This is a genomic window from Pseudomonas sp. OV226 (genome assembly GCF_003148705.1).
In the GTDB taxonomy this organism is placed as follows: Bacteria; Pseudomonadota; Gammaproteobacteria; order Pseudomonadales; family Pseudomonadaceae; genus Aquipseudomonas.
This window is the reverse complement of the sequence record NZ_QGGS01000022.1, coordinates 71,663-86,724: the sequence shown is the minus strand read 5'-3', so window position 1 is coordinate 86,724 and position 15,062 is coordinate 71,663. Positions and strand designations below refer to the sequence as shown.

General features: G+C 62.0%; 11 protein-coding genes. 9 read left to right on the top strand and 2 right to left on the bottom strand.

The genetic code is table 11. The features are described 5' to 3' along the window. Positions 1 to 134 precede the first annotated feature (134 nt). The 4 genes from C7534_RS26070 (at position 135) to C7534_RS26055 (ending at position 4,308) form a co-directional block, all read left to right on the top strand. On the top strand, positions 135 to 1,484 hold the full coding sequence (locus C7534_RS26070; RefSeq protein WP_046031857.1) for a GntT/GntP/DsdX family permease: 1,350 nt from the start codon (positions 135 to 137) through the stop codon (positions 1,482 to 1,484). A gap of 15 nt (positions 1,485 to 1,499) precedes the next feature. Then, positions 1,500 to 2,360 (top strand): MurR/RpiR family transcriptional regulator, encoded by an 861-nt coding sequence (locus tag C7534_RS26065; protein ID WP_046031858.1) that lies wholly within the window; start codon positions 1,500 to 1,502, stop codon positions 2,358 to 2,360. A gap of 1 nt (position 2,361) precedes the next feature. Continuing rightward, the gene (locus C7534_RS26060) at positions 2,362 to 3,819 is read left to right on the top strand and encodes an N-acyl-D-amino-acid deacylase family protein (protein ID WP_109787496.1); all 1,458 of its coding nucleotides are present in this window, start codon (positions 2,362 to 2,364) and stop codon (positions 3,817 to 3,819) included. A 120-nt stretch (positions 3,820 to 3,939) separates the two neighbouring features. Then, positions 3,940 to 4,308, top strand: coding sequence for a glyoxalase superfamily protein (locus C7534_RS26055; RefSeq protein ID WP_077430924.1), 369 nt, complete (start codon positions 3,940 to 3,942; stop codon positions 4,306 to 4,308). A gap of 117 nt (positions 4,309 to 4,425) precedes the next feature. Here the strand turns inward: C7534_RS26055 and C7534_RS26050 are convergent, their stop codons facing one another. Together C7534_RS26050 and gliR are read right to left on the bottom strand one after the other, a co-directional pair. After that, positions 4,426 to 4,794, bottom strand: coding sequence for a DUF6124 family protein (locus C7534_RS26050; RefSeq protein ID WP_046031861.1), 369 nt, complete (start codon positions 4,792 to 4,794; stop codon positions 4,426 to 4,428). Between the two features lie 483 nt (positions 4,795 to 5,277). After that, positions 5,278 to 6,294, bottom strand: a complete 1,017-nt coding sequence (gene gliR / locus C7534_RS26045; protein WP_109787495.1) for an AraC family transcriptional regulator GliR — start codon at positions 6,292 to 6,294, stop codon at positions 5,278 to 5,280. A gap of 211 nt (positions 6,295 to 6,505) precedes the next feature. Between gliR and C7534_RS26040 the strand changes: the two genes are divergently transcribed. The 5 genes from C7534_RS26040 to C7534_RS26020 all read left to right on the top strand — a co-directional run bounded on the left by C7534_RS26040 (position 6,506) and on the right by C7534_RS26020 (position 15,046). Next, positions 6,506 to 8,101 carry an FAD-binding oxidoreductase gene (locus C7534_RS26040; RefSeq protein ID WP_109787494.1) on the top strand — a complete coding sequence of 532 codons (1,596 nt, stop codon included), beginning with the start codon at positions 6,506 to 6,508 and terminating at the stop codon, positions 8,099 to 8,101. A gap of 5 nt (positions 8,102 to 8,106) precedes the next feature. Beyond that, on the top strand, positions 8,107 to 9,708 hold the full coding sequence (locus C7534_RS26035) for a glycerol-3-phosphate dehydrogenase/oxidase (protein WP_109787493.1): 1,602 nt from the start codon (positions 8,107 to 8,109) through the stop codon (positions 9,706 to 9,708). A gap of 213 nt (positions 9,709 to 9,921) precedes the next feature. Beyond that, complete coding sequence (locus tag C7534_RS26030) at positions 9,922 to 11,490, top strand: FGGY-family carbohydrate kinase (RefSeq protein ID WP_109787516.1); 1,569 nt, start codon at positions 9,922 to 9,924, stop codon at positions 11,488 to 11,490. Positions 11,491 to 11,730: 240 nt separating this feature from the next. After that, the gene (locus C7534_RS26025; RefSeq protein WP_109787492.1) at positions 11,731 to 13,020 is read left to right on the top strand and encodes a phospholipase; all 1,290 of its coding nucleotides are present in this window, start codon (positions 11,731 to 11,733) and stop codon (positions 13,018 to 13,020) included. A gap of 70 nt (positions 13,021 to 13,090) precedes the next feature. Then, entirely contained in the window at positions 13,091 to 15,046 is a 1,956-nt protein-coding gene (locus C7534_RS26020) for a DUF1302 domain-containing protein (protein WP_175648961.1), read from the top strand. The last annotated feature ends 16 nt before the right edge of the window (positions 15,047 to 15,062 follow it).

Below are 15,062 nucleotides of genomic sequence, written 5' to 3'. Positions count from 1 at the left end.
TCGACCGCGCATATCTCTCAACGACAACCCTTACCCCTTCGCGAAAATTACTTTCACCTCGTTTGAAAATCACCTCTCGAAATGTTTTAAGAGTTTCACAATCCATTCGACGTGACCCTTTCGAGGAGTACCGCATGACCCTGTCCTTCGGCTATTGGCTGCTGGTGTATGCCGCCATCGCCATCATTGCACTGATCGTTCTGATCGCCCGTTACCGGCTCAATCCCTTTATCGTCATCACCCTGGTGTCCATCGGCCTGGCCTTGCTGGCCGGGATGCCGGCGTCCGGCGTGGTGGGCGCGTACGAGGCCGGGGTCGGCAAAACCCTGGGGCACATTGCGCTGGTGGTGGCGCTGGGGACGATGCTCGGCAAGATGATGGCCGAGTCCGGCGGCGCCGAGCAGGTGGCGCGGACCTTGATCGACCGCTTCGGCGAGAAGAACGCGCACTGGGCGATGGTCTGCATTGCATTCCTGGTCGGGCTGCCGCTGTTCTTCGAGGTCGGTTTTGTGTTGCTGGTGCCGATCGCTTTTACCGTGGCGCGGCGTGTGGGCGTGTCGATTCTGATGGTCGGTTTGCCGATGGTCGCCGGGCTCTCGGTGGTGCATGCGCTGGTGCCACCGCACCCGGCGGCGATGCTCGCGGTGCAGGTGTATGGGGCGTCGGTCGGGCAGACGTTGATGTACGCGATTCTGATCGGCATTCCGACGGCGATCATCGCCGGTCCGCTGTACGCCAAGTTCATCGTGCCGCGCATTCAGTTGCCGGCGGAAAACCCGCTGGAACGCCAGTTCCTCGAGCGCGAACCGCGCGACAGCCTGCCGGGCTTCGGCATCACCATGGCGACCATTCTGTTGCCGGTGGTGCTGATGCTGATTGGTGGCTGGGCCAACCTGATCTCCACGCCAGGCAGCGGCCTCAACCAGTTTTTGTTGTTCATCGGCAACTCGGTGATCGCCTTGCTGCTGGCCACGCTGCTGAGCTTCTGGACCCTCGGCATCGCCCAGGGATTTAGCCGCGAATCGATCCTTAAATTCACCAACGAATGCCTGGCCCCGACCGCCAGCATCACCTTGCTGGTGGGCGCCGGTGGCGGCCTCAACCGGATTCTGGTGGACGCCGGCGTCACCGACCAGATCGTCAGCCTGGCCCACGAATTTCACCTGTCGCCGCTGATCATGGGCTGGTTGTTCGCCGCGTTGATGCGCATCGCCACCGGTTCTGCGACGGTGGCGATGACCACCGCTTCGGGGATTGTCGCGCCGGTGGCCATTGGGCTCGGCTATCCGCATCCAGAATTGCTGGTGCTGGCGACCGGCGCCGGGTCGGTGATCTTTTCCCACGTCAACGACGGTGGCTTCTGGTTGATCAAGGAATACTTCAACATGAGCGTCGCCCAGACCTTCAAGACCTGGACCGTGCTGGAGACTATTATTTCGGTGGTCGCGTTCGGTCTGACCGTGGGCCTTTCCTACCTGATTTAACCGGAGCCGCCTGCCATGGACATCCTCTACCAGATCCGCGCCCGCCAGGATTCCTTCAGTGCCGGTGAAGGACGCATCGCTCGTCTGATGCTCGACGACGTAGGCTTTGCCTCGTCCGCCAGCCTTGATGAGCTGGCGCTGAGAGCGGAAGTCAGCACGGCCACCCTGTCGCGTTTCGCCCGTACGGTAGGGTGCCGGGATTTGCGCGATTTGCGCCTGCAACTGGCCCAGGCCAGTGGCGTCGGCAGCCGTTTTCTCGACCCGGCCGGCACGCCGGACCAGTCGGCGTTTTACCGGCAGATCGTCGGTGATATCGAGTCGACCTTGCACCAGCATCTGTCGGCGTTCGACGAGACTCGCTTCACCGATGCGGTGAAGCTGCTGGGCAAGGCGCGCATGATTCATGCATTCGGCATGGGCGGCTGCTCGACCTTGTGCAGTGATGAGCTGCAAGTGCGGCTGGTGCGGCTCGGTTATCCGATTGCCGTGTGCCACGACCCGGTGATGATGCGCGTCACCGCCGCCAGCCTTGGCGCCGAGCACGCGGTCATCGTCTGCTCGCTGACCGGCATTACCCCCGAGCTGCTTCAAGCCGTTGAACTGGCGCGCAGCTACGGCGCGCGAATTCTGGCGATCACCCGGGCCGACTCGGCGCTGGCGCAACTGGCCGATGTGCTGCTGCCGCTGCAAAGCGCCGAGACGTCCTTTATCTACAAACCGACCGCGGCACGCTACGGCATGCTGCTGGCGATCGACGTGCTGGCCACCGAGCTGGCGCTGGCTAACCCTGAAGACAATCAAGAGCGTCTGCGGCGAATCAAACTCGCCCTGGACGATTACCGCGGCGGCGACGATCACTTGCCGCTGGGAGACTGACATGATGTACGACACGCTGATTCGCAACGCCCTGGTCATCGACGGCAGCAATCGTCCTGGCTACCCCGCCGATGTGGCGATCCTGGACGGGCGCATCGAGCGCATCGGCGATTTGCACGATGCCACGGCCACCGAAGAAATCGACGCCGCCGGCCGCGTGCTGGCGCCGGGTTTTATCGATGTGCACACCCATGACGACACTGTCGTCATCCGCCAACCGCAGATGCTGCCCAAGCTCAGCCAGGGTGTGACCACGGTGATCGTCGGCAACTGCGGGATCAGCGCTTCACCGGTGAGCTTGAAGGGCAATCCGCCGGACCCGATGAACCTGCTCGGCACCGCCGCAGCCTTTGTTTATCCGACGTTCAGCGACTACCGCGCGGCAGTCGAAGCGGCAAACACCACGCTGAACGTTGCCGCGCTGGTCGGGCACACCGCGTTGCGCAGCAACCACCTCGACGACTTGTTCCGCACCGCCACGGCGGATGAAATCAGCGCAATGCGCGAGCAACTGCGCGAGAGCCTTGAGGCCGGCGCGTTGGGGTTATCCACAGGCCTGGCGTACGCCAGCGCGTTCTCGGCGTCCACCGATGAAGTGAAGCAACTGACCGAAGAGCTGACGGCGTTCGGTGCGGTGTACACCACCCATTTGCGCAGCGAATTCGAACCGGTGCTGGAGGCCATGGACGAGGCTTTCCAGATTGGTCGTCATTCGAAATCCCCGGTGATCATTTCCCACCTCAAATGCGCGGGCGCCGGTAACTGGGGGCGCAGCCCGCAATTGCTGGCGTCCCTTGAACACGCGGCGAAAACCCACCCGGTGGGCTGCGACTGCTATCCCTACGCGGCCAGTTCTTCGACGCTGGATTTGAAGCAAGTCACCGATGCGCACCGCATCACCATCACCTGGTCGACACCGCACCCGGAAATGGGCGGCCGCGACCTGATGGACATCGCCGCCGAGTGGAACCTGTCGTTACTCGACGCCGCCCGCCAACTGCAACCGGCGGGTGCGGTGTACTACGGAATGGACGAAGCGGATGTCCGCAGAATCCTCGCGCACCCGCTGTCGATGGTCGGCTCCGACGGGCTGCCCGAAGACCCGTTCCCGCATCCGCGATTGTGGGGTGCATTTCCACGGGTACTCGGGCATTTCAGTCGCGATGTCGGGTTGTTTCCGTTGCACACGGCGGTACACAAAATGACCGGGCTGTCGGCGGCGCGGTTTGGCTTGAAAGAGCGTGGCGAGATTCGTGAAGGCAACTGGGCGGATCTGGTGTTGTTCAACCCTGTGACCATTCGCGACGTGGCGGATTTCAATGACCCGCAACGGGCGGCGGAAGGCATCGATGGCGTGTGGGTCAACGGTGTATTGAGTTACAGCGAAGGGCAGGCGAACGGCAAAAGGGAAGGGCGGTTCCTGGCGCGGCAAGGGGATTTGCGTGATGGGTTTGTGTGAGCATTTTTAGTGGTCTGTCACACTGGTGGCACATTGCAACTAAAGAAAGCCGCTACCAAGCCGAAGCGCTGACAATCGGCCTAGCTACACTGGGCGTCATTTCAGTCAGGGAGTAACTGCATGAGCTTCGGTAAAACCACCCCGATCCTGCGGATTTTCGATGAAGCGAAGGCGTTGGAGTTTTACGTCGACTTCCTGGGTTTCAAAGTCGACTGGCAGCACCGTTTCGAAGCGAACTTCCCGTTGTACTTGCAGGTGTCTCGTGGCGAATGCGTGCTGCACCTGTCCGAACACCATGGCGACGCCACGCCGGGTTCGGCCCTGCGCATCGAGACCGGTGAACTGGAGGCCTTCCAGCAGCAGTTGATTGCCAAGGAATACGCGTTTTCGCATCCACAGATTCAGGCCATGCCGTGGGGCAGCCAGGACATGACCATCGCTGATCCGTTCGGCAATCGGTTGGTGTTCACCAACGCGATCAGCCTTTGAGCTGAAAAGCCCCCGCCGCACAAAGAAGCCCGCTGCCAAACCATTGCGGTTTGGCCGCGGGCTTTTTCGTTCAGGGATCAGAGGCCTATGTGGCAAGCGTCCTCGCCACCGCACTGATCACTCCGTGGGCACTAATTTATCCAGCACTTGATTGACCGCCATTTCCGCCACCATGACCACTTGGGCGATACCTTGCACGGTTTTGCGGTGCGAGCCCTGGAGCAGGGCGGCGAAGTCGTTGAGCATGACGGTGGCTGAGCCCAGGGTTTCGCTGGCGTCGGCCAGCAAGGGTTCCGTGCCGGACGCCGGGTTGGCCATGTAGAGGCGGTTCGGTTGGTAGGGCGTCGCCATGATCTGGGCGGCCGGAGGAGGACCAAGATAGTGGTTGAGCGCGCGCTCGGCGGCTTCGTGGAATTTCTTTGACTCAGGGGTTTCGTAGGGGGATGCCGGATCGGTGTCCGGTGGGTTTGGCGTAACTTTGAACATGGGAGCGTACCTTGTAAGGCCGCATCCCTTTCGCTGCTAAGCGAATGGGTGGCGGCTATGCGCAAGTTAGCAGACCGGTCGCATCCCATCCCGGCGCACCCGAAGGTGCCATGCGCACAGCCACCATCAAGCGTAGGCAAATGCCTGACTGGATGATACTTGTGCAACCAGGAGCGAACATAGCCGGGCTGCTAAACCCGATCACTGGGAATCAGTGACCCGATCCAAGTTACCGAGCAGCCCGCAAGCGCACAAGCCGGCGGATTCTGGCGCAGTCGTAGGCAGCGGCGCAAGGATCTGTGGGCGTTGTCACGTAACGCTGAGTGTCTTTAAACACCCGCGCTGAAAGGTGTTTATTGCGTTGTTGCGACTGACGCCTTCGCGAGCAAGCTCGCTCCCACAGGGATTTTGTGTGGTTCACAAAATTGGTGGTCAATGAAGATCCACTGTGGAGCGAGCTTGCTCGCGAAGAGGCCAGCGCAGTCACCCCCGATGAGTCTGGCGAAACTCACCGGGCGGCATCCCGCGCCGGCTTTTGAACGTGCGGTGAAACGAGCGCGGTTCGGTGAAGCCCAGGTACTGGGCGATGTCCTGGATCGGCAAGGTGCTGTTAAGCAGGTAATGCTCGGCCAACTCCTGGCGCAGGTCATCGAGGATCTGCTGGTATGACGTGCCGGCCTGATGCAGTTGGCGCTGCAGCGTGCGCACGGATACGGCGAGATGTTCGGCCACCTGTTCCTTGCGTGGCAGGCCCTCCTTGAGCAACTGGCGCAGGATGCTTTTGACCCGCTGTTCCAGCGACGCGTCCTCCAGCGTGGCCATCAATCCCATCGCGTGTTCTTCCAGGGTGCGCAGCAATTGCGCATCGGCCTGGCGCAAGGGCAACTGCAAGTATGGCAACGGCACAATTAGCGCCGAGTAAGGTTGGTCAAACAGGACCGGGCAGTCGAAAAACTGCTCGTATTGCGCCAGCGTCGTGTCGGCCGGCTGTGTATGTTCCAGCCAGACGGCGGCCGGCGACAGTTGGGTATCGGCGATCCAGCGTGCGTATTGCAGCCAGGAACCGAGCACGTTTTCCACCAGGTGCCGGCGAATGCGCGGGCGTTGATGGCGGCAGGCCCAGATCAGGTGCACCTCGCTGCCTTGCACCTCGGCGCGGCTGACGCCCATGTCGCCCACCAGCTTCTCGAAGGGCATGATGCGGCTCATGGCATCGCCCAGGGTCGCGCAGTTCATGGTGATGTAACCCAGCACACTCCAGGAGTTGGGCAATACAAAACGCGCGGCATTGAGACCGAACAACGGATCGCCCGAGTGTTCGCAGAAATAATCGAGTAACCGTTCATGGGCTTCACCCGGCAGCCGCAGGCTGTTATCGCTCAACTGCTGCGCCTGCAACCCGGCCGCCGCCAACGCAGGCTCGATGGCCACGCCCAGTTGTTCGGCATGACGCAGGTATTTGAGCAGCGGCGGAACTGAAGTGAAGCCCAGGGATTGCATGATCGTCTTCCTTTGATCAAGGCCCGCATGCGCGGATGAATGCCCGTGAAAGGTAATTTGAAACCACGGCTAAAGTAAATGGCTGACACCTGCGCGACGTTTGACTCAATTGGCTACTCGAACTGGCCGGATGCGACCGTGACACTTTCGGGCCGCTGATTAGTATGGGGGCCTGAAATTTCACTGATCAGAACCGCAAAAGGACACACGCATGCGACGCTGGAACGGCTGGGGAGATGCAACCACGGTGGTCGAACTGCCGGCCCAGGGCGCGAGTTTTCTCGCGCAACGGTTGGGTGACGGTCGAGCGCTGCCCGATGCCACGCTTGAGACGGCATTGGCCCGTGTGCCGGCATCGCGGCTGCAGGAACACGCCTTGTACAGCGTGGGTGTGCAGGATCGTTTGCTGCATGCCCGGGGTCAGAGCCTGCCTGACTGGCTGGCGTTGCGTGAAGGCGCGCTGGGGAATTATCCCGATGCCGTGGCCTTTCCCGAGACGGCCGAGCAGATTCGCCAATTGCTGGTGCTCGCTCATGAACAGGACTTGTGCCTGATTCCATATGGCGGCGGCACCTCGGTGGCCGGGCACATCAACCCGCCAAGTTCCGCGCGGCCGGTGGTGACGGTGTCCCTGGCCCGCATGAATCGCCTGCTGGACCTCGACGAACAGAGCCTGCTGGCCACCTTCGGCCCCGGCGCCAGCGGGCCACAGGTGGAAAGTCAGTTGCGCGCCCGGGGTTACACGCTGGGGCATTTTCCGCAGTCGTGGGAGCTCTCGACCCTCGGTGGTTGGGTCGCCAGTCGCTCCAGTGGCCAGCAATCGTTGCGCTACGGGCGAATCGAGCAACTGTTCGCTGGCGGCACTCTGGAAACCTTCGCCGGACCTTTAGATATTCCAACGTTCCCGGCCTCGGCCGCCGGGCCCGATCTGCGCGAAGTGGTGTTGGGTTGCGAGGGCCGTTTCGGGATTATTTCCGAGGTCAAAGTGCGGATCAGCGCCCTGCCGGCCGATGAACGTTTCTACGGGGTCTTTCTGCCCGATTGGACCCAGGCGCTGCAAGCCATCCGCCAGTTGGCCCAGGCGCGCGTGCCGCTGTCGATGCTGCGCCTGTCCAACGCGGTGGAAACCGAAACCCAACTGGCGTTGGCCGGTCACCCGCAACAGATCGCCTGGCTGGAAAAGTACCTGAACCTGCGCGGCGCCGGTGCGGGCAAATGCCTGCTGACGTTCGGCGTGACCGGTAATCGCAAGCAAAATGCGCTGTCCCTGAGCCAGGCCCGCCAGCACCTAAAGGCTTTTGGCGGGGTGTTTACCGGCACCTTGCTCGGCAAGAAGTGGGCGCAGAACCGCTTCCGTTTTCCCTACCTGCGCGAGAACTTGTGGAACGCCGGTTACGTGGTCGACACCCTGGAAACCGCTACCGACTGGAGCAATGTCGACAACCTGCTCACCCTGATCGAAAACAGCCTGCGCGACGCCTTGGCGGCTGAGGGCGAGCGGGTGCACGTGTTCACTCACCTGTCGCATGTCTACGGCGAAGGGTCGAGCATCTACACCACCTATGTGTTTCGCCCGGCGGCGGACTATCCCGCCACCCTGGCGCGCTGGCAGGCGCTCAAGCACGCGGCCAGCCAGACCATCGTCGACAACCACGGCACCATCAGTCACCAGCATGGCGTGGGCAAGGACCACGCGCCGTACCTGCTGCGCGAGAAGGGCGCGCTGGCGATGGACACCTTGCAGGCGCTGAGCCGACATTTTGATCCGGCCGGGCGCCTCAACCCTGGCACGCTGTTGCAGGAGTGACGGCCATGAGCCTGGACTGGAACGCCGCGTGGCGACAGCACGTATTGCCGACGCTGGCGGATGAAACCTGGGACCTGATCGTGATCGGCGGCGGCATCAGCGGCGCCGGTATCCTGCGCGAGGCGGCGCGCCGTGGCTGGCGCTGCCTGCTGCTGGAACAGCGCGATTTCGCCTGGGGCACCTCCAGCCGATCCTCGAAAATGGTCCATGGCGGTTTGCGTTACATCGCCAAGGGCCAATGGCGCCTGACCCGTGATTCGGTGCGCGAACGCCAGCGCCTGCTCGACGAAGCGCCGGGGCTGGTGGAACCGATGAGTTTCATGATGCCGCATTACCGTGGCGGCTTTCCCGGCCCACGGGTGCTGGGTGGTTTGTTGTCCATCTATGACGCGTTGGCCGGGCGGCGCAGCCATCGCTTCCATGACGCGCAACAACTGCATTATCTGGCGCCGGGCGTGAAGGAAGATGACCTGCTGGGCGGCACCTGTTTTGTCGATTCGCTGACCGATGATGCGCGTCTGGTGATGCGCGTTTTAGGCGAGGCGCGAGGCGACGGCGCCGTGGTACTCAACGGCGTGCGCGTGGAGCGATTGCTGCGTGAAGAGGGGCGCGTTTGCGGGGTTCAGGTCAAGGACTGCGAGGGTGACGGATTGCTGACCTTGCGTTGTGGTGTGCTGGCCGTGGCCACCGGCGCCTGGGCCGAGCGCTTGCGCCTGCCCGATGCCCCTCGTCAGTTGCGCCCGTTGCGGGGCAGTCACTTGTTGCTACCGGGCTGGCGTCTGCCCGTGGCGCAGGCTTTCACCTTCTTGCACGAGCGCGACCGTCGACCGGTGTTCGTTTTTCCTTGGGAGGGCGCCACGGTGGTCGGCACCACGGACCTCGATCATCACGAAGACCTGGACCAGAGCGCGAGCATCAGCCGCGAGGAACTCGACTATTTGCTGGCGGCCTGTACTCAACAATTTCCCCACGCAGAGGTAGTCGCTGACGACGTGCTGTCGACCTGGTCCGGGGTGCGCCCGGTGGTGGGCAGTGCGGCGGGTGAACATCAAGGCAAACCGTCGAATGAAACCCGCGAGCATGTGCTGTGGCAGGAGCCTGGCTGCGTGACCCTGGCTGGCGGCAAGTTGACCACCTTTCGCCCGCAGGCCATCGAAGTGCTCAAGGCCTGCGCGAACATGCTCGAACGTCCCTTCGATGATGACGCCGGGCCGGTGTTTGCCGCCGTACCGCCGCTGGCGATCCCGGGGCTCAGTGGCAGCCAGTGGCGGCGTCTGGCGGGGCGGCATGGCCGTGATCTGCCGAGGCTGGCGGAGCTGCTCGCAGAATTAGGTCATGACACGGTCGGCGCCACGGATACGTTGTGGGCGGAACTGGCCTTTGCCTGCGAGTCGGAAATGGTCCTGCACCTGGATGACCTGCTGCTGCGCCGAACCCGTCTGGGCCTGTTGCTGACGCGCGGTGGCGAGGATTATTTCACTGCTATTCGCCAACTCTGCCAACCACGACTGGGCTGGGACGACGAGCGTTGGCAGCAGGAGCAGCAGCGCTACCAGGCGTTGTGGCAACGTCATCACGGTTTGCCCTGCGACCCTGCAGCCCTGTAGCAGCTGTCGAGCGCAGCGAGGCAGCGTTCGGCGGCGAAGCCGTCGTAAAACCCTCACCCCGATGTTTCAGATAAACCACCGGGGCAGGGATTGCGAGAACGCTGTCCTCGGACGCAGCCTCGCTTCGCTCGACAGCTGCTACAGGGCTACGGGTGCTTCGGATTATGAGAAATTCAGGAATGTGCGCGACCCATGCCCATTGAAGAGAGCTCCATGGATAACCACCCGAACAAGCGTTACCTGCTGGCCATCGACAATGGCACCCAAAGCGTGCGCGCGCTGCTCTTCGACCTGCAGGGCAATTTGCTGGGCAAAGGCAAGGTCGAGTTGCAGGCCTATTATTCGACTCGACCGGGCTGGGCCGAGCAGGACCCGGAGTATTACTGGGCGAAACTGGGGGAGGCCTGCCAGCAGGTGTGGCAGCAAACCGGTATCGATCGTTCACAGATTGCCGGCGTTTCCCTGACCACCCAGCGCGGTACTTTGATCAACGTCGATGCCCACGGCAAGCCGCTGCGCCCGGCGATCCTGTGGCTCGATCAGCGCCAGGCTGAAGTCGAAGGCGGCATCAAGGGACCGTGGGGCTGGCTGTTCAAACTGGTCGGCGCGCAAGCCACCGTGGATTATTTTCGCGCCCAGGCGGAGGCTAACTGGATCGCGAAGCACCAGCCTGAAGTGTGGGCGGCGACCGACAAGTTCTTGCTGCTCTCGGGGTTTCTCACCCATCGCCTGTGCGGGCGCTTTGTCGATTCCGTGGGCTGTTGCGTCGGCTACCTGCCGTTCGATTTCAAACGTCTGAAATGGGCCGCGCCCAGCGACTGGAAATGGCAGGCATTGGCGGTGCGCCCCGAGCAATTGCCGAGCCTGCACAAGCCCGGCGAAACCCTGGGTTTCATCACCGCTGAAGCCAGCCGCCACACCGGTATTCCCGAAGGGTTGCCGCTGATCGCCGCGGGTGCCGACAAGGCCTGTGAAGTGGTGGGTTCCGGCGTCGTCGACGCGAGTACGGTGTGCCTGTCCTACGGCACCACGGCGACGATTACCAGCACCCGGTCGCGCTACCTGGAAATCGTCCCGTTGATTCCGCCTTACCCGTCTGCGCTGCCGGATCATTACAACTGCGAAGTGATGATCTATCGCGGCTACTGGATGGTCAGCTGGTTCAAGAACGAGTTCGGCCTGCGGGAAATGCAGCAGGCCAAGGCGCAGGGCATCGAGCCCGAGCAACTCTTCGATGCGCTGGTCAATGCGGTGCCGCCGGGCTCCATGGGGCTGATGTTGCAACCCTACTGGTCGCCCGGCATCCGCGAACCGGGTGTGGAGGCCAAGGGCGCGATGATCGGCTTCGGTGATGTGCATACCCGCGCGCATATCTATCGGGCGATCCTCGAAGGCCTGGCGTATGCCTTGCGTCAGGGCCTGGAGAAAATCGAGAAGCGCTCGAAAGTCTCCGTCACGCGTTTGCGTGTTGCCGGTGGTGGCTCCCAGAGTGATGCGGCGATGCAGCTCACGGCCGACATTTTCGGCCTGCCGGCGGAGCGTCCGCATGTCTATGAAGCGTCCGGCCTGGGCGCAGCGATTTGCTGCGCGGTGGGGCTGGGTCTGTACGCGGACTTTCCCACGGCGATGGCGGCCATGACGCGGGTCGGTGCGGTGTTCATGCCGCAACCCGAGGCGCAGCAGGTCTATGAGCGACTGTATAAAGAGGTGTACCTGCGCATGTACCGCCAGCTCAAGCCGCTGTATCAAAGCATCCGCAAAATCACCGGCTACCCCGCCTAGCAGACACCTCAAATCCCTGTAGGAGCCGAGCTTGCTCGCGATAGCGGTATGTCAGCCAGCATGACTGTTGACTGACACACCGCTATCGCGAGCAAGCTCGGCTCCTACGGGGGACGGTGGTGTTTTTTGCACCGGGGCGTGGCGCTATCGGAGAGCTTTTCTGGTGAGATTGGACAGTGTCAGGGACAGGGTCGGTTGTTAGGCTCAACCCCACAGCACATCCAATAAGAACCAAAAGCAATGAAGCTGACCTTTCTCCTGCTGCTGCTTTGTGGAACCGCCCCGATGGCGTGGGGTTGGTCCAACCATACGGTGGGCAGCTACCTGGCGTTGCAGGATTTGCCGGCCTTGCGCGAAGCCCCTCAGGTTGAAGTCGAGCCGCTGGAGCAGTTTCTCGCGCAACAATACCCCGCCGTGATCGCGCTGCTGGACGAGCAGGAACGCTTCGCCCGCGAGCACTTCGCCCAGTACCCGCCGCGCCCCGATAACCTGCGGCTGCCAGCCGAGCCTGGGGACAATCTGCGACACGACTTCCTCACCGCGTTGCGGATCAATCCCCACATTCATCTGGCCATGGTTATCCAGCCATTGCCGGGCAAGGATTTGCCCGAGCGTGAACACCTGAAAGCCGAACAGGTCATGGTCGAGCAGACGCTCTCACCCTGGAACCGCCAGCGTTTCATCCGTGTGGCTGACGGCGAAAAAGTCGCGCCCCTGGCCGTGTTGGCCAGCGCCGCCGATGAACCGGATTACGGCCATGACATCAACCTGTTCAGCGACAACCCAGGCGAGGTGGGCGCGTTGTACGGCTTCGGCGCGCAGTCTTTCGGCGACGCACGGTTTCAGTACAGCTCCCAGGCGCCGTTTCATATGGGTTTCTTCCATGAGAGCTCGGTGGTGTATGCCGCGGCCGGATTTCTTCAGCGCAGTTGGCCGGACTGGCGTGCCTACCAGTACATGGGGTTGGCGCGACTGGCGTTTGCAAGCGGCCATCCTTACTGGGGCTATCGTTTTCTCGGTTGGGGTTTGCACCACGTCCAGGACCTGACCCAGCCTTATCACGCCAAGCCGCTGCCCGGCGTCGAACTGGCGAGCCTGTTGCTGCTGGAAAGCAAGGCGTTGGCCGGCTTCGATGCCGACAAGCACGCGGCCATTGAACGGGTCGCGACCCGGCACATGGAAGTGGAGAAATATCAGTCGACCTGGCTGCGTCGCTTGCTGCGCGAAGGCCAGCCACACCCGATGCTCAAGGCTTACGCCGACCTCGTACAAGACGTTCGCTACCCGCCGTACTCGGTGGACTACCTGCGCGAGGTGGTGAGTGCCGAGTCCGCCGAAGAATCCGCCGCGTTCGATGACGCCATCGGGCAGTGGCTGGACACGGCACCGGTCACCCGCGATTTCAGCGCCAGTAATCAAGTGAAGCGCGAAGACTACGACCACCCGGCACTGAATCAGCAGCTGTTCACGCTGCTGGGACATTTCGGCGCGCACAGCCGGATTTATGTCAATGCGGGGTTGGCGCCCTAGCCATCGCGGCAACGTTAACCGCTCACACAGACACCAAAAAAACAATAAAACCAGGGAAGAGGAACAGATCATGAGCACTCGATTACGCCTGTCTGGCGCGGCGCTACCTGGCGTCGGCCTGGCAGGGCTGCTGCAACTGTGCGCGGTCGACGGCGTGCAAGCCGTGGAATTCAGTGTGCTGGACAAACAGGTCACGGGTTCGTTCGACAGTACCTTGTCTTATGGCCGCTTGTGGCGGGTCCAGGGCCGGGACAAAAACAACGATGACGTCAACACCAACGACGGTAATCGCAACTTCGACACCGGGCTGGTTTCCGAGGTGTACAAGATCACTTCGGAACTTGAGGCCAACTATCAGAACTACGGGATGTTCATGCGCGGCACCGCGTTCTATGACACCCAACTGATGGACAAGCGCAACGATTACTACCGCAACAACAACCCGTCGCAACCTAGCCAGAGTTACCCCCAGGACGACCACTTCACTGGCCAGACTCGCGACATCGCCGGCAGCCGGGTGGAGATGCTCGATGCTTACCTTTATGGCAACTGGGACGTTGCGCAAATGCCTGTCACGGCCCGTGTCGGGCGCCAGGTGTTCAACTGGGGCGAGGGGATTTTCTACCGTGGCGGGATCAACACCACCAACCCGGTAGACGCCGCCAAGTACCGGTTGCCCGGGGCCGAAGTCAAGGAAGTGCTGGTGCCGGTGGAAGCGCTCAGCTTCAATATTGGCCTGACCGACAGCCTGACCCTGGAAAGCTTCTACCAGACGAACTGGAAGGAAACCCGCATCGACCCGGTCGGCACCTTCTACTCGCAGACGGACCTGTTCGCCGACGGTGGCAATACGGGCTACAACAACTTCAGCAACACCGCGCTGGACACGCCGGTTCCCGGCTTCGGCAACGTGATCGGTCTGTACACCGCACTGGGCAACAATCCATTGCTCAACCAGGCCCTGAGCACCACCGGCCTTTACGCAAACGGCGTGACCCCGGCCTTCGGCAACACCCTCAAGGTGGCCTCGGTCGGCAAGGATTACAACGCGCGCAACGACGGTCAGTTCGGCTTTGCCTTTCGCTACATTGCAGAAGAACTCAACAGCACCGAGTTCGGCGTGTACATGGTCAATTACCACGCCAAGGAACCGACCATTTCCGCCGACCTGGGCGGGTACCAAGGCGTCGACATCAACGCGCTGACTAACGTGTTGTCCGGTGTGGCGGGCAGTCAGGCGGGGCAACTGGCCAACGGCCTGACGACCATTGATGTGTTGGGCAGTATTCAGGCCCATCGTCGCTACGCCGAAGACATCCGCATGTACGGCTTCAGCTTCAACACCACCCTGGGCGAGGCGTCAGTGTTCGGTGAAGTCGCGTATCGGCCGAACCTGCCCATCGGTGTCGCCGCCACCAACGACCTGATCGGCGACCTGGCCAATGGCGCAGCTGCGGCCGCGTCCGGCAAGACCATCAACATTGGCGGGCAGATGGTCACGCTCGACAGCCAGATCAATAACGCCGAGCGGGTGGAAGCGTTCAACACGTCCCTGGGCACCATCTACAACTTTGGCCCGAGCCTGTCGTTCGACTCGATGTTCGGCGTGTTCGAACTCGCCTCCGAGCACTTGCGCGGCAGCGATCTGCAATACACCGCTTTTGACGGCAGCACCCGTTACTACGCGGGCACCGGCAACTTTTCCTATGTGTCCGGCGGTGAGCGCAGCGACCAGGTCAACCGCAACTCCTACAGCTACACCGCGATGCTCAACGGCACCTGGAACGACGTGTACGCCGGGGTCAACGTCTCGCCCTACGTTGTCTACAAGGATGACTTCAAGGGCAACAGCTATCAGGCGGGCAACACGATCGACGGCCGCAAGGCCTACACCCTGGGGATCAAGGCCAACTACCAGAACAAGCTGGAGGCCGAGCTGCAATACACCGAGTTCTACGGCGGCGGGCAGGACAACGGTGTTCGCGACCGAGATAACGTCGGCTTCAACCTCAAGTACTTCCTTTGATTGCCAAGAACAAACG

What these genes read in the sequence shown, in the direction of transcription:
- C7534_RS26070 (WP_046031857.1), top strand. Translation starts at nt 135, where the DNA reads ATGACCCTGTCCTTCGGCTATTGGCTGCTGGTGTATGCCGCCATCGCC.
- C7534_RS26065 (WP_046031858.1), top strand. Translation starts at nt 1,500, where the DNA reads ATGGACATCCTCTACCAGATCCGCGCCCGCCAGGATTCCTTCAGTGCC.
- C7534_RS26060 (WP_109787496.1), top strand. Translation starts at nt 2,362, where the DNA reads ATGATGTACGACACGCTGATTCGCAACGCCCTGGTCATCGACGGCAGC.
- C7534_RS26055 (WP_077430924.1), top strand. Translation starts at nt 3,940, where the DNA reads ATGAGCTTCGGTAAAACCACCCCGATCCTGCGGATTTTCGATGAAGCG.
- C7534_RS26050 (WP_046031861.1), bottom strand. Translation starts at nt 4,794, where the DNA reads ATGTTCAAAGTTACGCCAAACCCACCGGACACCGATCCGGCATCCCCC.
- gliR (WP_109787495.1), bottom strand. Translation starts at nt 6,294, where the DNA reads ATGCAATCCCTGGGCTTCACTTCAGTTCCGCCGCTGCTCAAATACCTG.
- C7534_RS26040 (WP_109787494.1), top strand. Translation starts at nt 6,506, where the DNA reads ATGCGACGCTGGAACGGCTGGGGAGATGCAACCACGGTGGTCGAACTG.
- C7534_RS26035 (WP_109787493.1), top strand. Translation starts at nt 8,107, where the DNA reads ATGAGCCTGGACTGGAACGCCGCGTGGCGACAGCACGTATTGCCGACG.
- C7534_RS26030 (WP_109787516.1), top strand. Translation starts at nt 9,922, where the DNA reads ATGGATAACCACCCGAACAAGCGTTACCTGCTGGCCATCGACAATGGC.
- C7534_RS26025 (WP_109787492.1), top strand. Translation starts at nt 11,731, where the DNA reads ATGAAGCTGACCTTTCTCCTGCTGCTGCTTTGTGGAACCGCCCCGATG.
- C7534_RS26020 (WP_175648961.1), top strand. Translation starts at nt 13,091, where the DNA reads ATGAGCACTCGATTACGCCTGTCTGGCGCGGCGCTACCTGGCGTCGGC.